The sequence below is a fragment of the Pseudoalteromonas sp. PAR1 genome (genome assembly GCF_947311895.1).
In the GTDB taxonomy this organism is placed as follows: Bacteria; Pseudomonadota; Gammaproteobacteria; order Enterobacterales; family Alteromonadaceae; genus Pseudoalteromonas; species Pseudoalteromonas lipolytica_C.
The window spans coordinates 1-21,123 of the sequence record NZ_CAMZMY010000021.1; the positions used below are offsets into that span (position 1 = coordinate 1).

Genomic DNA, 21,123 nt, shown 5'->3' on the forward strand with positions numbered 1-21,123 from the left:
TTAAGCTAAAACTTACCCCAAACTACTATGGCGCATTATGACGCCGTTGGGGAGTGGAGAGAGTCCATTCCATTAATCCGCAATAATACTTAAGCGAATTGGTATAAAAAAAGCCCCGAAATGGGGCTTTTTTAATGCGTTTTAAAAATGTTATTTAGCAAGAGGACTGACGTAGCCGTCTGGTTTTAACGCTAATACATCACAATCAAGACTATCAATGACATGCTCTGCAGTGTTACCGACAAGCGCCGCGCTTAACCCGGTGCGACCAACAGTACCAATCACAACTAATTCGCTGTTTAACCGTGCAGCAACATCAGGAATGACATCTTCTGGTAAGCCTTCTTCAATGTGGCAATGAGCTTTATCAATATTAAACCCTTCAGCTAACGAAAGCGTTGATTCAAAGTGATGTTTCTTAACTGATTCGTTATAAACACCCGGGTTAAACTCAGGAATTTCAATAGCAATGTTAACCGGAGTTGCAGGGTATGCATTCACAAGGTTAAGAGTGGCATTCGCTAAATCACAAATGAAGCGAGCATCATTAATAATACGTTTGTTAAGTTCAAGGTGTTGTTCGTTTTCACTTACCGCGTTCACTGCTGCAAGAATATTACCTTGTGCTGGCCACTCTTTTTCTTTAACAAGTAAAACTGGAGCAGGGCACTTGCGAATTAGGTGCCAGTCAGTTGGCGTGAAGATAACTGATTTAAGCGTATCGTGTTGATGGGTACCTTTTACGACTAAATCATAGCCGTCATTAATAACAGTATTAATGATTGCCTCGTAAGGACGGTTATGCCAAACAACACAGCTATCAATGGTAAGCTCAGGATAAAGTGCAATTTGCTCGTTTAGCCATGCTTGGCGATCTTTGATTACTGCCTCACGCATCGCTTCACGCTCATCAGCAGAAAGCATCGTGGTCATTTCGTAAGAGAAGTCGTAGATACTGAGGAAAGCGGTGATGGTCGCGCCAGATTTTTTGGCTAGATCAATTGAGCGGCTTAAACTGTGTTGCTGCTCTTTGGTTGGGTCTATAACTGCTAAAATTCGTTTAATTGCGTCCATGTGCTGCTCCTTAACTGTTCCGCAAAAAGTAGTACTTTGAGTGTAACCTAAATTTAGAACAGTTAAAGGGGCAAACAATAGAAAGTTGCTTTAAATCAAACTCTACTTACATTTAATCGCTGCTGTTGTTGCAAGTGATTGCTGGTCCAAAATGGTGATAAATTTACCTTCAACCTTAATAAAACCAGCTTTTTGGAAGCGGCTTAAAAGGCGACTAATTGTTTCAACAGTAAGGCCTAAATAGTTACCGATCTCGCCACGTGTCATGGTTAAACGGAATTCTTTACGCGAAAAACCGCGCTCACCGAAACGCTCTGCAAGATTATAGATAAAACTCGCTAGGCGCTCTTCAGCTGACTTTTTATTGAGTAACAATAACATTTCTTGGTCATAGTTAATTTCATTACTCATTAAACGCATAATTTGTTGGCGTAGCTTTGGTAATTTACCTGCTAAATCATCGAGGGTATCGAATGGAATTTCACATACCATTGAGGTTTCAAGTGCTTGCGAGAAGCTTTGATGAGCCATTTTGTTAATTGCATCGAAACCGACTAAATCACCAGCTAAATGAAAACCAGTAATTTGCTCATCGCCTTGCTCAGATAACGTGTAAGATTTAAACGAACCTGAGCGCACCGCATATATCGCATTTAAGCTTTCACCAGACTCAAATAAAAAGTCACCTTTGTGCAGTGGTTTTTTGCGCTCGATGATTTCATCAAGACGATCCATTTCTTGACCGTTTAATGAAAATGGCAAACATAGCTGGCTAATACTGCAATTATTACAGCTAATTGTGCATAAGCCTTTTGACTTGTTTTGTGAGAAGTCCATACATCAAATCCATTCAAATAAGTTAACAACGCGTAAGATTAATGAACTAGCTTATCGGTTGCTATAATTAATAAGTATATACCGTACCATATTATTACGCTGCCTAGAATAACCCTAGTCCAAACATGGTTGAAAATAGCGTTTATTTTTTGACTGACTAGACCTACGCTTATCATCGCAGGAAAGGTTCCTAACGCGAAAAATAACATTACCCCAGCCCCATGTAGTGCTGATGGACTGGTGAGAGCCCAAGTCAGTGCTGAATAAACTAATCCGCAGGGCAACCAACCCCATAAAGCGCCATAGAGTAGGGCTTTAGGTGTTGTATCGACCGGTAATAAATAACGATTGAGCTTAGCTAAATGCTTCCATACTAGGGTTTTTCCTAGTTTTTCTAACCACTGTAGGGTCGCCGCTAGGCGCATAATATAAACCCCAACAAGGAGCATAAAAATGCCACTTAAAAACGATAATGCTATAGAAATAGTGGTATTTTGCGCTGCAAAGCGGCTGCTAATTCCAGCGACTAAGGCACCTGCAAGCATGTAACTAAGCGCACGTCCTAGATTATAAGCAACAGAAAAACTGACTGCGCGGTTTTTGTTAGCAGCAAGTTGTAAACTACTGGCAATGCCACCACACATAGCTAGACAGTGACCACTGCCTAGCAAACCCATTACAAATGCACTAATAAACAGCGGATCAATCATTACTTTTGTTGTGCTGCTCTTTATCGTCTTCGAACAGGATACTGTGGCCCTGTTTGTTTAAATCAGAAAATTGTTCGCTCTTTACAGCCCAAAAGAACACCCCAATAGCAATTAGCACAAATAATATGGCAATCGGGATAAGCATGTAGATGATACTCATAGTTTTAATAACCTTAATGAGTTGGTAATAACCAAAATGGAGCTTGCAGACATACCGATGACGGCCATCCAAGGAGCAACAAGCCCAAGGGCTGCCAGTGGTAAAATCGAACCATTGTAAATAAGTGATAGTGCCAAGTTTTGCTTAACAATACGGCGCGTCTTTTTCGACACTGTGAGCAAATGCTCGATGGCGGTTAGATCACTATTGAGTAATACCACATCAGCACTATTTTTGGAAATATCAGCGCCTGTTTCCATTGCAATAGATAAATGGGCACTGGCAAATACTGGGCTATCATTTACTCCATCACCCACCATGGCAACGATGGCGCCTTTGTTTGCGAGTGCTTCAACATGAGTTTGTTTGTCGCGAGGGCTACATGCTGCATGCACGGTATCTAAATTTAACTGTTTTGCGATTCGCTCACCACTGTTTGATGCATCACCCGTTAACATGTGACACTTTATTTGTTGAGAGTGCAGCTCTGTGATTAGTTTTTCTGCGTTGTTACGTAAGCTATCGGCGAGATAAAAGCGCGCAACTACTTGTTTATCGACATACAAGGTTGCTTGTGCATCTGCTTTTTCGGTATCAAACCAGCCGCTTTTACCTATCGCTAGGTGCTGTTTATTAAGCTCTGCTGTAATACCTTTACCCGGTTCGATTGTGACATTTTCGATAGGGTTAACCGTGTCGTTGTAAGTTGCAAACGCATTAGCAATTGGGTGTTCTGAGAAGCTTTCAAGTTGCGCTGCTAATCGTAATGCATCAGCTTCACTATAATGGCTGCTGACCATTTCAACACGCTCAATAGTGAAACGACCCTGCGTTAAAGTACCTGTTTTATCGAAGGCGATATCTGTTAATTGTGGTAGCGTTTCTAAAACATGGGCTTGTTTAATTAAAATGCCACGCTTTGTAAGGCTGGCTACGGCACAGGTTAGGGCAGTTGGAATCGCTAAACTAAGGGCGCAAGGGCAGGTTGCAACAAGCACCGAAATAGTAACCCAAAAAGCATGCTCAGGCTCTATTTGATACCAGCCAATCGCTGTAATGGAGGCAAACAGTAATAAACACGCAACAAACCACTGCGCGACTTTATCTGTGATCTCAACTAATCGAGGGCGTTTGGTTAATGCTGTGTGTTGTAACTTAATAATTTGATTAAGCAGCGTATTTTGGCCGATTTTGTTGATCTCAATACTGATCACGCCATCGTGGTTAATAGTACCAGCGTAAACCTGATGGCTGATAAATTTATTAACTGGCTGATGCTCGCCTGTCATCATGGCTTCATCAACAGTTGTTTTACCTTTGATCACAACACCATCAGCAGGAATGGTTTCGCCTGCTTTAATTAAAACAACATCGCCTAATTTAAGCTTTTTAGCAGCAATAATTGATTCTTGATTATCGCTATTGATAATTCGTGCAGTTAAAGGCAAAAGTTTTTGTAAGTTAGCAGTAAATTCACTGGCTTTTAAACGGGCTCTAAATTCTAAATATTTACCCAGTAATAATAAGAAGGTAAACATACAGATAGATTCAAAATAAACTTCGCCAACCGACATTAATGTGGCATAGCAGCTCGCACCATAAGCACCAAAAATCGCTAAAGATACGGGTAAGTCCATATTGAGCTGTTTGGCTTTTAAACCATTAATTGCATTGGTTAAGAACGGCAGGGCGCTGTATAAAATAACCGGCGAAGCAAGAACTAAGCTTATCCAGCGGAAATACTGTTCAAAGTTTTCTTCCATGCCCGAGAACATGCCAAAATACATGGCAAAAGCGAACATCATTACTTGCATAGTCATCAGACCTGCAACACCTAATCGGCGGATATAGGCTTTAGCGGCTTGTTGTTTTTGACTCGCTTCAAGATCAGCCTGAAACGGGTAAGCTTTATAGCCGATTTCGTGTAATGAAGTGATAATTTGGCTAAGTGGAGTAACCGATTTATCCCATTGGATCATCGCACGATTAGTCGATGTATTTGCATCCACACGCTTAATTGCTTTTAAATTGAGTAATTGTTTCTCGATTAACCAAGCACAGGCAGCACAGGTGATACCTTCGACGGTAAGAAGCACTTCTGATAAGTCATTTGTGGCTGAAATAAACTCATCTTGTATATCTTCGTTATCGTAGCTCTTAATTAACTCAAGCTGCTCTGGAACAAGTTGTTCTACTTTACCAGAGCGCACAGTTCTAAACTTATAGTAATCGGTCATGCCTTGGGCGACGATATTCTCAGCAACCGTTTGGCAACCAATACAACACATAGGTTGTGCCTTACCGTCTATTTCGACAGTCGCATTAAAGCCTTTTGGCACACTTTCAAGACAATGAAAGCAATTATCGGACATTTGAGTTTACTACTTATATTCAGGGCTAATCGAAATTGTTTTATCAGTAGGAAGAGTAATGTCTTCTTTTAACTTCCAACTATTATCGATAGGTTCAATAAACACTGTGTATGCACCGTCAACGTGAGTGTCGAGTAGGGCTGTAAAGTCACCATGAGCGTTTTTCATTAAACTAACATTGAAGTCATTGGCTTTAATGGTGCGATGATAAAATGACATTTTTAAAGAGTGAACTTGGCTTGCATCACCTTTAGTAAACTTAAAGCTAACTTTATCATCAGTTACGTCTAAATCACCATGCAGATATAGTGCTTTGGCTTTATTGAATTTACTGAGTTCAAGGTTAATTGCCTTGCCTTTTTTATAGTAGTCATCAACAACCATATCAGGGCCATTGCCAATAGCCATATAAATTAGACCAAAACAGCCGATAATTGCAGCAAGCGGGAAGGAGATTAAAAACCATGGCCAAAAGTTTTTATACCAAGGAGTCGGTTTCATAGTACTTATACCTTAAAAAATGTTGTACGCATTTTATCGGATCTAAAAGCAAAAGACTAAAAAAAAGCCTCCAGATGGAGGCTTTTTTGATCTTAATTAATCTATTGAATTAAAAGATTAATTGTTTATACATTTTATTAACGACGTGGTTATTTATCTTGCGATAAGCTGTAAACGTACGCTGTTAATAGGTGTACTTTATCTTCACCTAGAATGTCCTTCCATGCTGGCATTACACCGGCACGGCCATTTCTAAGTGTTTCTTCAACAGCACGTTTAGAGCCACCATACAACCAGATGTTATCAGTTAGGTTAGGTGCACCAAATGGTAAGTTATGTGCAACTGAACCTTTACCGTCAGCACCGTGACACGCTGCACACATTGCGAACTTCGCAGCACCTGCTTCAGCATCTTTTTGGTTTACAGTACGGCCAGATAAGCTTAGTACGTGAGCAGTCATTTCTTTAATACCTTGCTCACCAAGTGCATCACCCCAAGGTGGCATCGCAGCAACACGACCATAAAGAAGTGTTTCTTTGATTTTGTCTGGTGTACCACCATATAACCAATCTTTATCAGTTAGGTTAGGGAAGCCTAAACCACCACGTGCATCTGAACCATGACACTGAGCACAGTTTTGAGAGAATAAACGTTGACCAATTTCAAGCGCTTTTTCGTCTTTTACAAGTGCTTCAATATCTTGCTTCGCGTATGACTCAAAGATTGGGCCAAAACGCTCATCTGCTGCAATAAACTCTTGGTCTAATTGAACGTTCTCACCATTAGCTAATGCTTGTTCAATTGCTTCTTTAGACTCAGCTAAAGAAGTAATACCTTGGTTAGAACTTGTCCATTTACCTAAACCTTCCCAATTACCTAAACCTGGGTAAGCTGCAAGGTAATAAACAGACCATACAAATGTCGCGAAGAACATGTAAGTCCACCATTTTGGTAGTGGGTTGTTTAGTTCTTCAATGCCATCAAATTCGTGACCACAGCTTTCGCCTTCTTTAACACCTGTGTAGTTTTTCAAGTTCCACAGAAGTAGGCCGAAGATGATAGCAAGACACGCAAGGGTTAATACAATAACCCATATACTCCAAAAGCTAGTCATTTCTCAGACTCCTTTTCCTCGTTAGAGATTGTGTTGTTGTGTTTTTTTTCATCTTCAAATATGGCATTAGCAGCATTATCAAATCGACTTTTGCTACGCTTGCTGTATGCCCATACAACAATCACAATAAACAGTACTAAAATTACCAGAGTTAAAATGCCTCTGTATGTTCCGTAATCCATAATAATTACTTCAAGTGTGTGCCAAGCTGTTGTAAGTAAGCGATAAGAGCTTGCATTTCAGTCGCGCCTTTACCATCGTTCATGGCTTCAATTTTCGCAATGTCAGCTTTTAACTCTTCGTCGCTACCATAACCTTTACCGTCGTAACGGTCGCTTGATTTATCAATTCCGAAGCTATCACGGAATATTTGAAGCTTTTTAAGAGTATGGGTTGTATCGACTCTGTTTTCATCTAACCAAGGAAACGCTGGCATGTTTGACTCAGGAACCACAGCACGTGGGTCCATTAAGTGAGCATGGTGCCAATCGTCTGAGTAACGCTCACCAACACGAGCTAGGTCAGGACCAGTACGCTTAGAACCCCATTGGAATGGGTGATCCCATACTGACTCACCAGCTACAGAGTAGTGACCATAACGCTCAACCTCGTCACGGAAAGGACGAATCATTTGTGAGTGACAGTTGTAACAACCTTCACGTACATAGATATCGCGGCCTTCCATTTCTAACGCTGTAAGAGGGCGTAAGCCATCAACAGGTTTAGTCGTATCGTCTTGGAACATAAGTGGTGTAATCTCTACCAATGCACCAAAGCTGATAGCAAAAACAGTCAAGATAGCCATAAGGCCAACGTTCTTTTCGACTATTTCGTGTTTGTTTTGTGAATTATTATTGCTCATCGTGCTACTCCATTATGCTAATTGTGCGTCAGCGTCTAATTGAAGCGAATCTTTCTTCGCAGCAATAGTACGATAAACGTTGTAAGCCATAATTAGCATACCTGTTACGATGAATACACCGCCTAGGAAACGCATGATATAGAACGGATACGAAGCTTCTAATGACTGTACAAAGCTGTACATTAACGTACCGTCTGAGTTCACTGCACGCCACATTAGACCTTGCATTACACCTGAGATCCACATTGCTACGATGTATAGAACAACACCCACAGTGTGTAACCAGAAGTGCGTGTTAACTAGTTTAACACTGTACATACGGCCTTGTGAGAATAGTGCAGGGATTAGGTGATAGATAGCACCGATAGAAATCATTGCAACCCAACCTAGTGCACCTGAGTGTACGTGACCTACAGTCCAGTCAGTGTAGTGTGAAAGCGCATTAACAGACTTAATAGCCATCATTGGGCCTTCAAACGTAGACATACCGTAGAAAGATAGAGAAACAACTAAGAAACGAAGTACTGGGTCAGTACGTAGTTTATGCCATGCACCTGATAACGTCATGATACCGTTGATCATACCACCCCAAGATGGAACGAATAGGATAACTGACATAACCATACCTAAGCTTTGCGTCCAGTCTGGAAGCGCAGTGTAGTGTAGATGGTGAGGACCTGCCCAGATATATAAAGAAACAAGTGCCCAGAAGTGAACTACCGATAAACGGTAAGAGTAAACAGGGCGACCTGCTTGTTTTGGTACGAAGTAGTACATCATACCTAAGAAACCAGCAGTTAATAAGAAACCAACAGCGTTGTGACCGTACCACCACTGAACCATTGCATCTACAGCACCTGCGTAGATAGAGTATGATTTAGTAAGTGAAACTGGAATTGCCATGCTGTTTACAATGTGTAAAACGGCAACAGTAATAATGAAACCAGCGTAGAACCAGTTCGCAACATAGATGTGCGATACTTTACGCTTGATTAGCGTACCGAAGAATACAACTGCGTATGTAACCCAAACAACGGCGATAAGAATATCGATTGGCCATTCAAGTTCTGCGTATTCTTTTGAGCTTGTGATACCTAAAGGTAAGGTGATCGCTGCAAGTACGATAACAAGTTGCCAACCCCAGAAGGTGAAGGCTGCTAGTTTATCTGAGAAAAGGCGCGTTTGACACGTACGTTGTACGACGTAATAAGACGTCGCAAAAAGAGCACTTGTACCAAATGCGAAAATTACTGCGTTCGTATGTAACGGACGTAGTCGAGAGTAAGTTAACCATGGTGTATCAAAGTTAAGTGCTGGCCAAGCTAATTGGGCAGCAATCAGAACCCCAACACTCATGCCAACGATGCCCCAAATCACTGTCATAATAGCGAATTGGCGTACAACTTTATAATTGTACTCAGTTTGTGATGCTACTGTTTGGCTCATTTTCTGGCTTCCGCTGCAATTAATGCGTTTTAGAAATGAATTACCCACTTGATAAAAGTGGGGCCTACTATTACTTCACAAGTGTGTTACCTAAAGCTAGCTAAAAGGTGTTAGCTTCAGAAAACAAACTCGAGAAACCCTTATTTTTGCGATGGAAATGATAAAATTTTTGACCTTAAAAAGATAGGTCAATTGCATAAAATTATGACATCAATCAATTTTTGATGTTTTGTTGGTTATTTTTTGTCAGTGATTGTATTTTTATTAGCTTATTCCATCGAGGATAGTTGTCTTTTATCTATGACCTGACTAGTATCCGCTTTTATTTTATACAGGCAAAGAAAGTGAGAATTAGTTTACTCCCAGTTTTCCTGATCAGTATTTTTACTGCTGCGTGTGATTACCAAAGTATAGAAGAGGGTGGCGCAAGTACAAGCTGTGAAAATAATAGCCGATGTCAATTTACTAATAATGTAGAAGTTTGGTTAAGTAATTCTAAAGTTAGCCCAGAAACCCCTTTTACAATTAACTTGAAGTTGCCAGATGATGCCAAAAATCCCTCAGCTAAACTTGAAGGTGTATCTATGTATATGGGGTTCATCCCAGTTCAGTTTACTAACACTGAACAAATATGGACTGCTAATACAATGGTAGGGGCATGTTCAGAACCCGTCATGACATGGAAGATGACCGTGACCTATCAAGACGCTAGTAACAAAACACACACGCTTTTTTATTATTTCGATTCTATCCAACCTTAATATCGCAACATTTATATGTGTATCACCAAGTAACTGTTTATTTGACTAAGTGATACACACCATCAAATTAGTTTTCCTACATAACGACGCCATTTAACTAACTTATTCCAAGAAAACCACAAAGTTTTGGAACAAATCTAAAAAAACATCCTCCAATACAGCGATTAACCGACTAACTTTGTCTAATTAGTTAATTTTAGTGAATAACTATGGTTAGCAGTCTTACCAAGCTTTTACGGTTTTTATAACGATGTGTGATCAAGTTGTAAAAATTTCATTTGTAGCCTCAATACGGCCTTAGTTACACTTGATTACAAAGTTCGTGCAATTGATTTCAATCGTATTTTTTTTGGTTGTAAAGTATTGTAGAAAACTGATTTTATAGTGTTTTTTTCTGTTAACATTGATACATCGTGAAACCTTATTACCCCAATTGGAAACTGAAAATTTAGGTTGTTTTTTTATTGCTCTATCATTCAGTTTTCGTTCAGTTAACTGGGCCTAAGTTGCCTGCCGCTGACTCGTGATTCGAATAATAACGAGCGCTACCTAACTAAGGTAAATTTCCAACAAGTAGGGTTTTCACATGAAAAAATCAATTCTTGGTTTAGCTGTTGTATCAGCAATCCCAATGTTCTCAAGCATGCAAGTATTAGCTGCTGAAGATGCGGCAGATTCAATCGAAAAGATTCAAGTTACAGGTTCTCGCATTAAGCGTACCGATATGGAGACGTCTAGTCCTGTAACATTAATTGGTGCAGATGACATCAAAGCAATGGGTGCATCAAGCATCGATGGCGTTTTACAAAAAATGACTGCAGCAAGCGGTGCAATGACTAACCCTGCTGTGAACAACGGTTCAGGTGGTAACGCACGTGTTGACCTACGTGGTCTTGGTGCACAACGTACTCTAGTACTAGTAAATGGTCGTCGTATGATCAACTCTGGTACTGGTGCAGCATCTACTGTTGACTTAAACACAATCCCAGTATCAATGATCAAGCAAGTTGAAGTACTAAAAGACGGCGCATCTGCTGTTTACGGTACTGACGCGGTAGCGGGTGTTGTTAACATCATCTTAAAAGACGACTTCGAAGGTCTAGACATGAACCTTAACGGTGCTATCACTGGTGAAGGCGATGCAGACGAAACGTCTTTCGATATCACAATGGGTTCAAGCTTTGACCGTGGTAACGTTGTAATCGGTTTACAATACACTGACCGTGGCGATGCTTCTCAAGCAGATCGTGATTTCTCTGATTGTCCTATCGAAGAAGATTACGACAACGGTAGCTTCTACTGTGGTGGTTCTTCTTATACACCTTTCGGCCACGTTTGGGCTGAAAATGCAGACCTTCAAGGTCAAGCAGATGGTGGTTGGCATGATTTCACTGCTGCTGGTGATGCATACAACTACTCAGCAACAAGCTACCTATACACGCCAATGCGTCGTTTAAACCTGACAGGTATCGGCCACTTTGACGTAACTGATGAAACGCGTCTAGTGTCTGAATTCACTTACTCTAAGCGTTGGTCAACTCAACAAATGGCTCCACAGCCAGTATGGTTTGACTTCAAATACGATGCAGAAACTATGGGTGATTCACTTCTTTCTCATGGTGTTGCTGACGGAGAAGATATCTCTTACGGTCGTCGTATGACAGACGTAGGTCCTCGCGGTTATGAGCAAGTTGTTGACACAGTACGTGCAGTAATCGGTCTAGACGGTTCATTCGACAACGGTTGGGGCTGGGATACTTCAGTAGTATTCGGTCGTAACGATTCAGTTGACCGTGCAACAAACCTTCTAAACATGGGTTCAATCCAAGATGCAATCGGTGAAGGTGAGTTTAACCCACTAAACCAAGCTGACTGGTCTGCTGGCAACCTTGCACAGTACAACTACACTGAAAACAACTCAGGTGGTAGCCAATTATTAGTTCTTTCAGCTGGCCTTAATGGTGAAGTAATGGAACTTCCTGCTGGTTACGTTGGTTTCGCTGCAGGTATCGAGCGTCGTGAAGAAAAAGCATGGTACGTTCCAGATTCACTAACTTCACAAGGTCTTGCAAATGACCCACGTGTTGAACCAACAGGTGGTCGTTTCGACGTTAACGAAGCATACGTAGAATTTGCTGTTCCACTTCTAGCTGATGCACCATTTGCACAAATGGTTGACTTAAGCGCAGCTGTACGTGCATTTGACTACAGCACATTTGGTTCAGATGAGACTTGGAAACTAGGTTTAACTTGGCGTGTAAACGACGAACTAATGCTACGTGCTGTTCGTTCAACTGCATTCCGTGCTCCTACAGTATCTGAGCTTTACCAAGGTAAATCACCTTCATTCGAACAAGTTAACTTCCCTGGTGCACAAGACCAAGCTGAAGTAACTGTGGGTGGTAATGACCAATTAACGCCAGAGCTTGCTGATACAGTAACAGCTGGTTTCGTATACGCTCCAGAGTGGTTAGATGGTTTCTCAATGACTGTTGACTACTATGAAATCGAAATCGAAAACTCAATTTCAAGCGTAAACAACCAATACATCGTTGAGAACTGTCTTGACGCTGCTACAGGTTCATACAAAAACCAAGATACTGCACTTTGTCAGTCTTCTGCAATCAACTTCAACCAAAGCACTGGTCGTATTAGCTTCAACAACCAATTACAAAACATTGGTAACGAATCGACTAAAGGTTACGACGTAAACTTCAAGTATGCATTTGAAGCTGCAGGTCTTAACTGGCGCACAGGTCTTGATGTAACTATCCTTGATGAGTACATCGTTGATTCAGGCACAAGCACAATCGATTACACAGGTCTTGTAACTTCTGGTATCGGTAGCTACGCGAAAGTTAAGTCTAACTTCACTCTTAACGCGTCTGGCGACAACTGGGATGCACAATACCAAGCACGTATGATCGACGGCCTAGACAGCTATGCATGTCTTGCTGACGACAGCGAGTGTCTAGTACCAAGCGTTGGTACTGTTGTATACCACGACATCAGTGGTTCATACATCATGAACGACACAGTGTCATTCTCTGCAGGTGTTAACAACTTATTCGATAAGCAAGCACCTTACTACTCAGGTAACAATGACTCAAACACTGACCCGTACACATACGATGTACTAGGTCGTCGTTTCTTCGCTGGTGTGAACGTTAAGTTCTAATCTAGTTTGAAATGATTATTAAAGCCCCGTTTTACGGGGCTTTTTTATTGTCTGAAAGCTTATCAACGCGTAAACTGTAGAGGTACTTTTAACAAACGAGGTGATATTGCTTAAACAAGACGAAAACCTATCTTTTATTATTGAGCCTGAACTCACTCCCCGTGCAGAGCAGCGCTTAGATCTGTATTTCTCAATCCCTAATGAGATGAGTGTTAATCCACAAACACTTAGTGAAGAGTCATTTTTTAATAACCATTTCAAATCACATTTAGCTTATAACGCCAACAATATTCATTTACCCTTGGTGAGAAGTCGCTTTGTTAGTAAAAACAAAGGTGAGCAGCAAGATTATCGACAAAATTTAAACTTATATTGCTACCAAGTTCGTTTAGCGCTTAATGCTGATATTAAAGACACCTTAAAATACCAAGAAGCTGAAGAGTTTTATCCTGCAGCCATTGAATTATGTGAGCAAACCAAAGGGCTGCTTAAAAAGCTGAGACGTTACACACCAGATGATGAAAAACTACTGCCATTTTATAAAAATGCCGATAACTATTTAAGTTGGCATGTTGAACAGTCATTTTTAAAGTTGCTAGACGAAGGACCACGCAGTAGCGATTTTGCAAAAGAGCGCAGCGAGCTCTTAGAGTTTTGTAAAACTGAAAATAGTTACCGTGACGAGCAGGAGTATAACTCGCAATCAACCCTTGAAGATGCCAATCGAATCACTAATAAAATGCGCCTGTTACAACGTTTGATTGAACATGGTGTGGTTTTAACTCGTCATACCCGACATTTGAATAGCTATTTAAAGCGCATTGTGAAGGGATCTGTTACGGCTGTTATAATGGCCTTTGTAATGTTAGTTGTGTTAAACGCCCGTTCAACCTTTACTGAGGTAACTGCAACCTTAATTTTGATTTTAGGTGTAATTTATGGGCTGCGAGAGATATTCAAAGAGGATATTACCCGCGTTATATGGCGAGCAATAGTAAGAGGGCGGCCAAAATGGCGTTTTCAATTTAGAAATAGTATTACTAAAGACCGCATTGCTAGTCAGTATATTTGGCTAGAATACGAAGCTTTTAAGCGTATTCCCAAAGAGGTTAGACAAATCTTCTCTAAGCGTCGCCATCAGAACAAGCAGGCTTCTCAATGGTTACATTTTGCTAGTGAAACACACGTTAATGCTAAAGAGTTTTTACCGGGTTACGATACCCTACAACAAACGATGCAATTTAGTTTAGCGCCATTCGCACGTTATTTAAAACGCGGTGAAGGTAAACTTTATCATCTTGAAAGCAATAAAATATCTAAGCAAGCAGTTGAGCGTAGGTATCAACTAAATATGGTATTGGTTTTTTCACAAAACGATGAAAAAACACTGATGCAGCGCTACAAAATCACCTTAAATCGCAGCAAAATTGTTAATATTGAAAGGATATATTCGACGTCAGTTAAATAAAGAGAAACGAGGGTGGTACATTACCACCCTGATAGGTTTATTTAGCGTCTAAACCTGTTTTGCTGTACAGCGACACTTTATCTGAAACTAATGTAATTTCGATATTTTTGTCTTTGCTACCCCAAATACAATTAGTATGAAGTGTTTTTTCTTCGCACTTATCCGCTGAGCCTAAAATCGCTTCAACTTCAGCTTTATCCATACCGATTTTAATTTTTTCATAGTTTTCTAAGTTAACTTTTGAACAGCCAGCTAAAGTAAGTGCTACCGTTGCAGCAGCAATTGCCATATATTTTTTCATAATAGTTTCCATTAATGGTTATAACGTCTTATTTGTACAATCATCCCCATGCGAGGGTGATCGAAATAATGAATTTCATTACTTATTACACGCTTAAATTGTGAAAAACGTGCTTTTTCATAGTCGCCACTCTCTAAACGCTGACTAATATCAAAATCAGCATGAATAAACAGGTAATGGCGAACGTATATTTTCATCAAGCCTTCTAATTCCCACTTCGGTATCGTTTGTAACTGTTCGGGAATATATTGCTGTACAGGGCTAACTAGATTAATAAAGTCATTATCAGTAGTTACTTGGCTATCGAGCGCTTGTGAAAAGTGATCACCTGAAAACAATCTAATACTGGGGGCTTTACTCTCGCTCATTTCAGGAAAACGCCAACCTGTGTGAAGTATCGGCGTGAGACCTTTACGATCTAGTTGCTTTTTTTGTTCGATAAACTGTAGCTGCTCGGGCGCGAGTAGATAAATTTCATCCGTGTCGTCGCGAGCTTCGACTACGGGTGTTACGGGTAATTCGTCATAACTAGATAAATAATCAACACTTTCATCGCACACGTTAGAGTGGGGATTCGAGGTAATAATAGCATCTGCAAATGTCGTAGTCTGAAATCGACTGTCGCCATTTAAGCACTCTTCTCTGGCTTGCGCTGTATAAGCTGGAGTAAGCAGATCTTTTTCGCGCTTAGCAGTAATCTCATCATGCTTTAAAGAAAAATCTTCTTGTAAATAAGGTGCTGGGCGTTGTTTATAGATAAGTACTTCAATTTCAAACCATCTCGTTGCAAACGATGAGCTTGTAAATAAGCAACACAGCAACAAAAAACTATTTCTTAACAACATTAATGGCTAACCTTTTTCTCGAAATCTGCAATCATTGCAGTGACCATTTTTAAGCGTTCGCGAGGGTTTGCCTCACTAATCGCAAAGCGCAATTTATTCGCGCCATCCATTTTATACACCTGCGGTGCACTTTGTATCAAACCTATAATGAAGCTAGGGTTAACCTTTGTATGCTGGCTAAACTCAAAATAACCGCCTTTCGGATTTGCTTCAATTTTCTTAATGCCAATATTGCTTGCTTGCAGTTTTAATTGCTGCAAACTAAATAAGTTTTTAGTGGCATCAGGTAGCAGACCAAAGCGGTCTATTAGCTCTACCTGTAATTCGTCCATATCGTTGAGGTTAGCACAGCTTGCAATGCGTTTATAGATTCCTAAACGAGCATTTACATCATGAATATAATCTTCAGGTAATAAGGCTGGTAGTTTCAAATCAACCTCAGTCTGTTGACCTAGTAGATTCTCAAGGGTTGGCTCTTTACCTTCTTTTAATGCGTTAACGGCTTGCTCAAGCATTTCCATATACAAACTAAAACCAATGGTTTGCATTTGCCCTGATTGGTCGTCACCAAGTAATTCCCCCGCACCACGAATCTCTAAATCATGGGTAGCAAGTGCAAAGCCAGCGCCTAGATCTTCAAGCGATTCTATCGCTTCTAAACGTTTTACAGCGTCTTTTGTTAACGACTTAGGATTACCTGTTAGAAGGTATGCATACGCTTGGTGGTGGCTTCGGCCAACACGCCCTCGTAACTGATGTAGTTGTGCAAGTCCTAGTTTATCTGCTCTATCCATAATAATGGTGTTGGCAGTGGGTACATCGATACCGGTTTCGATAATGGTGGTACACACAATGACATTATATTTTTGGTGATAAAAATCACTCATAATTTGCTCAAGCTCGCGCTCTCGCATTTGACCATGTGCCGTTGTAACACTGGCTTCGGGTACCCATTCACTGATTTCTTCAGCAACACGGTCGATAGTTTCAACATTATTATGTAAGAAATACACCTGACCACCACGTTTAATTTCACGCAGGATTGCTTCGCGAATTAGTTCTGCATCCCTTTGTCTAACAAAGGTTTTAACCGCTAAACGTTTTGCAGGTGGTGTGGCAATAATTGACAGGTCACGCATACCACTCATTGCCATGTTTAAGGTACGCGGGATAGGGGTTGCTGTAAGTGTTAAAATATCAACATCGGCACGTAATGCTTTGATTTTTTCTTTTTGACGCACACCAAAGCGGTGCTCTTCATCAACAATTAATAAGCCCAAATCTTTAAATTTTATATCTTGTTGAATAAGCTTGTGTGTACCAATAACGATATCTAATTTACCCTCAGCCATTTTATCTAGGGTATCTTTTTGCTCTTTGGTTGAGTTAAAGCGCGATAAAACACCGACCTCAATTGGTAAATCAGCAAAACGGTCTTTAAAGTTTTCATAATGTTGCTGAGCAAGCAGTGTTGTTGGTACCAGCACCGCAACTTGCTTGTTATCGTTTACGGCTACAAATGCTGCACGCATTGCTACTTCAGTTTTACCAAAGCCTACATCACCACACACTAAACGGTCCATTGCTTGCTTACTTTGCATATCACCGAGCACAGACTCAATGGCGTTGCGTTGATCGTCAGTTTCTTCAAATGGGAAGCTGTCGCTAAACTGACGATATGCACTGCCATCAAGCTTAAACTGGTTGCCCGGTTTAGCTTGGCGTTTTGCGTAAATATCTAACAGTTCAGCAGCCACATCACGGACTTTTTCAGCGGCACGTTTCTTGGCTTTTTCCCATGCATCGGAGCCCAATTTATGGAGCGGGGCATTGGCTTCTTCGCCACCAGAATAGCGGCTAAGCATATGTAATGCAGAAACGGGCACGTATAGCTTTGCCTCGTTAGCGTAGATTATCGTAACAAATTCAGTGATCACACCGGCAGCATCGATAGTTTCAAGGCCTTGATAGCGGCCTACGCCATGATCAAGGTGCACAATCGGTTGGCCTTCGCGTAGCTCAGCAAGGTTACGAATAAGCGCATCTTGGCTGGCTTCGTATTTGTGTTTACGGCGTCGACGCTGCGATACCTTAATACCTAATAATTCTTGCTCTGTGATAATGGTTAAACGCGGTTTACCGTCTAACACCACACTTTGTTCAAGTGGCGAAACGATGAGGCCCACATCGCTTGTACTATTGGTAAAATCGCTAAAAGTTTCAAACTCTTTGAGCTTTAAACCACTTGGTTTTAACAAGGTAAGTAATGATTCGCGGCGGCCGTCCGATTCAACCGAGAGCAGTACGCGGCCTTTTTGTTTTTTCTCGCTAGTAACGTAGTTTATTAAACCTTGATACGGTTCATGTAACTTATGATCAATACGAACATTGGGCAGCTCTTTACTAGCCAGGTTTGTATGACCCGCTTTGGTGCCTAACTTGGCTTGCGATAAACGAATACGTGCGTATTTAGCAAATTCCCCAAACAGCTCATTAACGCTTTGATATAACTTAATTGGCTCAAGAAGTGGTCTGAGTGGATCAACACGGCGGTTTTCGTAGCGAACATTTACATCGTGCCAAAACTGATCAGCAGCATGTTCAATATCGCCAAAATGCATAAACGTTGTATTGCTTGGTAAGTAATCGAAGATGGTTGCCAATCCATCAAAAAACAGTGGCATATAAAATTCGATACCGGCAGGCCAGGTTCCTTTGGTAACCTGCATATAAATTGAGTCTTGCTCTGAGCTTGCGCCAAATTGTTCACGATAATTGATACGAAAACGCTCAATGTCAGCGTCGTTAGTTGGGAATTCGTGAGCTGGCAGTAACTCAATTTTGTCGACCTTTTCATCTGAACGTTGGCTTTCAACATCAAATAAACGAATGCTGTCGAGCTCATCATCAAAAAAGTCTAAACGAAATGGGTGAGGGCTACCCATAGGGTATAAGTCAACGATAGAGCCGCGAATCGCGTATTCACCATGCTCCATCACTTGTTGTACATGTAAATAGCCTGCTTGTTCAAGGTTTTCACGCAGTGTATGGGTATCTAAGGTATCGCCCACTTTAAAGTTAAGGGTCGAACCATATATAAACGAAGCAGGGGCAGTACGCAGCATTAAGGTCGACACTGGCACGATTAATACGCTTTGTTGTTCTTTTTTTAAGGTATTTAAGGTGGCTAAGCGCGCTGAAATAATATCTTGATGCGGCGAAAAATGATCATAAGGTAGCGTTTCCCAGTCAGGGAAGACCATGACTGGGTTTTCAGGCAATAGAAATTCGAGTTCAGTTTCAAGGCGTAGGGCGCTTGGCGTATCTGGGGTGACAATCACAACCAGCTCGTTGTGTTGTTTTACACCTTCTGCGATGGCGATGCTAAGCCCGCTACCGGTAAGTTGTCCCCATTGAATTTTATCTTTTTCAGATTTTACCCAAGGCAATGCTGCCCATTGCGCAAACGCCATTTACTACTCCTTTAAACTGTTTTTACTGCTTAGTCTCGATAAATCTTCGTTAAGTCCTGATAGTGATCGATACGACGATCACGAAGGTAAGGCCAAATTCGACGTATGTTTTCACTACGTGCTTGGTCTAATTCTACAAACAATAATTGCTCATCGCTGTTGTTCGCTTCGGCTAAAATTTCACCTTGAGGGCCCGCGATAAACGAGTTACCCCAGAATTGAATACCTTCACTTTGACCGCTTGGATCACTTTCGTGGCCAACACGGTTACAGCTGATCACCGGTACACCATTGGCAACTGCATGAGCGCGTTGTGAAATAACCCACGCGTCTTTTTGACGAGTTTGTTCGTCTTTTTCATCACGCGGGTCCCAACCTATGGCTGTTGGGTAAATTAAAATTTCAGCACCAGCCATTGCCATTAAGCGTGCCGCCTCTGGGAACCATTGATCCCAACACACTAATACGCCTAATTTACCGACAGAGGTTTGAATAGGCTCAAAACCTAAATCACCTGGTGTGAAGTAAAACTTCTCGTAAAATCCTGGGTCATCAGGAATATGCATTTTACGGTATTTACCGGCAATGCTGCCGTCAGTTTCAAGTACCACAGCAGTATTGTGATAAAGCCCTGTAGCGCGCTTTTCGAATAATGATGACACGATCACCACATTGAGTTCTTTGGCAAGTGCGCCTAAGGTGTCTGTGCTTGGACCTGGAATTGTTTCTGCTAAATCAAAAACGTCTACATCTTCGGTTTGGCAAAAATATAAACTGCGGTGTAGCTCTTGAAGAACAATAAGCTTAGCGCCTTGGCTTGCTGCATCACGAATACCAGCAATAGATTTTGCCATATTGTCTTGAGCATTATCGGTGTTTGATTGCTGAACAAGAGCAACCTTTAAATGCGTTGGTTTAGTCATTGTTTATTCCTGCTAAAAAGCCGCGCGGTAATTGCATTGTAATACAGTGTAAGCTGCCAAATTGGTGAATAATTGGCACACAATTAATACCCACCACAGTGTGATCTGGGTATGCTTTGGCAACCTGACCAAGCGCAAGTTGGTCGTTTTCATCACCATAAATTGGTACCAAAACGGTTTTATTGATAATTAAATAATTAGCGTATGTGGCAGGTAGTCTGTCACCATCTTCATTGAACACCGCTTTTGGCCAAGGTAAGGCAATCAGTGAGTAGTTTTCACCCTCAGCTGTTTTAAATGATTGCAGTTGCTTTTCCATTGCATCAAGGGCTGCAAAGTGCTCATCATCTTTATCATCACACTGTACATAAACGAGGGTGTTGTTTGGAGCAAAACGTACCAGTGTATCAATATGGCTGTCGGTATCATCACCCGCAAGGTAACCGTGATCAACCCAAAGAAACGACGTAGCGCCTAGTTGCTCAAACAGCGATTTTTCTATATCTGCTTTTGTAAGTTCTGGGTTACGATTTGGGTTTAACAAGCACTCGCTCGTTGTAAGTAGCACACCGTGTTCGTTGATTTCAACGCCACCGCCTTCAAGAACCAGTTCACTTTGCTGATAACCATTTTTAGGGTTTGCAACTTGCTTTACAAGCACTTGGTTAATTTGGTTATCAAGTTCACTTGCAAACTTATTGCCCCAACCATTAAAAATAAAATCCATTACTTTTAATTCTGTTGCGTCATCAATATTCGCACAGGTTAATGGACCATGGTCGCGTGCCCAAGTATCGTTACAGGGTGTCACCACAAAGTGAATGCGTTTAGTATCAACATTTGCGGTTTCAAGTAATCCGGCAATATGTGCTTTAAGCGCATTATCATGAGCCACAATAACAACATCTTGTTGTTGGCTTATTGCTTGGCAAAGTGCTACATACACAGGCTCAACAGCAGTTAAATTTGCTGCCCAATCAGTATCTTGGTGTGGCCAAGTAAGCATGACGGCATCTTGCTCAGCCCATTCAGGTAAAAGTCTAAATTTCATGAAGGTAATAAACAAACTAAGGTGGGGCTAGTTTAGCATTTTAGCC

Annotated in this window: 18 protein-coding genes; 3 read left to right on the top strand and 15 right to left on the bottom strand. The window is 41.1% G+C overall.

The genetic code is table 11. The features are described 5' to 3' along the window. Positions 1-150 precede the first annotated feature (150 nt). The 10 genes from uspE to ccoN form a co-directional block, all read right to left on the bottom strand. Positions 151-1,074, bottom strand: coding sequence for a universal stress protein UspE (gene uspE, locus QL229_RS15820; RefSeq protein WP_138558554.1), 924 nt, complete (start codon positions 1,072-1,074; stop codon positions 151-153). Between the two features lie 102 nt (positions 1,075-1,176). Beyond that, positions 1,177-1,911: an FNR family transcription factor gene (locus tag QL229_RS15825; RefSeq protein ID WP_138558553.1), complete on the bottom strand. Its 735-nt coding sequence runs from the start codon at positions 1,909-1,911 to the stop codon at positions 1,177-1,179. A gap of 38 nt (positions 1,912-1,949) precedes the next feature. Next, on the bottom strand, positions 1,950-2,621 hold the full coding sequence (locus QL229_RS15830; protein WP_138558552.1) for a sulfite exporter TauE/SafE family protein: 672 nt from the start codon (positions 2,619-2,621) through the stop codon (positions 1,950-1,952). Then, positions 2,614-2,781 (bottom strand): cbb3-type cytochrome oxidase assembly protein CcoS, encoded by a 168-nt coding sequence (gene ccoS, locus QL229_RS15835; protein ID WP_054553052.1) that lies wholly within the window; start codon positions 2,779-2,781, stop codon positions 2,614-2,616. The genes QL229_RS15830 and ccoS overlap by 8 nt, the downstream gene beginning before the upstream one ends. Next, positions 2,778-5,153 (bottom strand): heavy metal translocating P-type ATPase, encoded by a 2,376-nt coding sequence (locus tag QL229_RS15840; RefSeq protein WP_281547160.1) that lies wholly within the window; start codon positions 5,151-5,153, stop codon positions 2,778-2,780. Before QL229_RS15840 ends, ccoS begins: the two co-directional genes overlap by 4 nt. A gap of 9 nt (positions 5,154-5,162) precedes the next feature. Continuing rightward, positions 5,163-5,654 (bottom strand): FixH family protein, encoded by a 492-nt coding sequence (locus tag QL229_RS15845; protein WP_138558550.1) that lies wholly within the window; start codon positions 5,652-5,654, stop codon positions 5,163-5,165. 149 nt (positions 5,655-5,803) lie between these two features. Beyond that, positions 5,804-6,769 (bottom strand): cytochrome-c oxidase, cbb3-type subunit III, encoded by a 966-nt coding sequence (gene ccoP, locus QL229_RS15850; protein WP_138558549.1) that lies wholly within the window; start codon positions 6,767-6,769, stop codon positions 5,804-5,806. Beyond that, positions 6,766-6,951 (bottom strand): cbb3-type cytochrome c oxidase subunit 3, encoded by a 186-nt coding sequence (locus QL229_RS15855; RefSeq protein ID WP_054561331.1) that lies wholly within the window; start codon positions 6,949-6,951, stop codon positions 6,766-6,768. The genes ccoP and QL229_RS15855 overlap by 4 nt, the downstream gene beginning before the upstream one ends. A 5-nt stretch (positions 6,952-6,956) precedes the next feature. Then, positions 6,957-7,631 (bottom strand): cytochrome-c oxidase, cbb3-type subunit II, encoded by a 675-nt coding sequence (gene ccoO, locus QL229_RS15860; RefSeq protein ID WP_135924295.1) that lies wholly within the window; start codon positions 7,629-7,631, stop codon positions 6,957-6,959. Between the two features lie 12 nt (positions 7,632-7,643). Next, positions 7,644-9,077 carry a cytochrome-c oxidase, cbb3-type subunit I gene (ccoN, locus tag QL229_RS15865; protein ID WP_036967883.1) on the bottom strand — a complete coding sequence of 478 codons (1,434 nt, stop codon included), beginning with the start codon at positions 9,075-9,077 and terminating at the stop codon, positions 7,644-7,646. A gap of 344 nt (positions 9,078-9,421) precedes the next feature. On the opposite strand from ccoN, the gene QL229_RS15870 reads away from it, so the two are divergent. The 3 genes from QL229_RS15870 to QL229_RS15880 all read left to right on the top strand — a co-directional run bounded on the left by QL229_RS15870 (position 9,422) and on the right by QL229_RS15880 (position 14,484). Then, a complete protein-coding gene (locus QL229_RS15870; RefSeq protein WP_138558548.1) occupies positions 9,422-9,838 on the top strand; it encodes a hypothetical protein in 417 nt (138 codons plus the stop codon). A gap of 586 nt (positions 9,839-10,424) precedes the next feature. Then, entirely contained in the window at positions 10,425-13,016 is a 2,592-nt protein-coding gene (locus QL229_RS15875) for a TonB-dependent receptor (RefSeq protein WP_135924297.1), read from the top strand. Positions 13,017-13,122: 106 nt separating this feature from the next. Continuing rightward, positions 13,123-14,484 (top strand): hypothetical protein, encoded by a 1,362-nt coding sequence (locus QL229_RS15880; protein ID WP_138558547.1) that lies wholly within the window; start codon positions 13,123-13,125, stop codon positions 14,482-14,484. A gap of 37 nt (positions 14,485-14,521) precedes the next feature. Here QL229_RS15880 and QL229_RS15885 read toward each other — a convergent pair whose 3' ends face one another. Genes QL229_RS15885 through QL229_RS15905 form a run of 5 tightly spaced genes read right to left on the bottom strand, consistent with a single transcriptional unit; the run spans position 14,522 to position 21,077 of the window. Next, complete coding sequence (locus tag QL229_RS15885; protein WP_135924299.1) at positions 14,522-14,785, bottom strand: outer membrane protein assembly factor BamE; 264 nt, start codon at positions 14,783-14,785, stop codon at positions 14,522-14,524. An 11-nt stretch (positions 14,786-14,796) separates the two neighbouring features. Beyond that, entirely contained in the window at positions 14,797-15,630 is an 834-nt protein-coding gene (locus QL229_RS15890) for a CsiV family protein (RefSeq protein ID WP_138558546.1), read from the bottom strand. After that, a complete protein-coding gene (gene mfd, locus QL229_RS15895) occupies positions 15,630-19,103 on the bottom strand; it encodes a transcription-repair coupling factor (protein WP_138558545.1) in 3,474 nt (1,157 codons plus the stop codon). The genes QL229_RS15890 and mfd overlap by 1 nt, the downstream gene beginning before the upstream one ends. A gap of 29 nt (positions 19,104-19,132) precedes the next feature. After that, positions 19,133-20,026, bottom strand: coding sequence for a carbon-nitrogen hydrolase (locus tag QL229_RS15900; RefSeq protein WP_138558544.1), 894 nt, complete (start codon positions 20,024-20,026; stop codon positions 19,133-19,135). After that, a complete protein-coding gene (locus QL229_RS15905) occupies positions 20,019-21,077 on the bottom strand; it encodes an agmatine deiminase family protein (protein WP_138558543.1) in 1,059 nt (352 codons plus the stop codon). The genes QL229_RS15900 and QL229_RS15905 overlap by 8 nt, the downstream gene beginning before the upstream one ends. Positions 21,078-21,123: the final 46 nt, after the last annotated feature.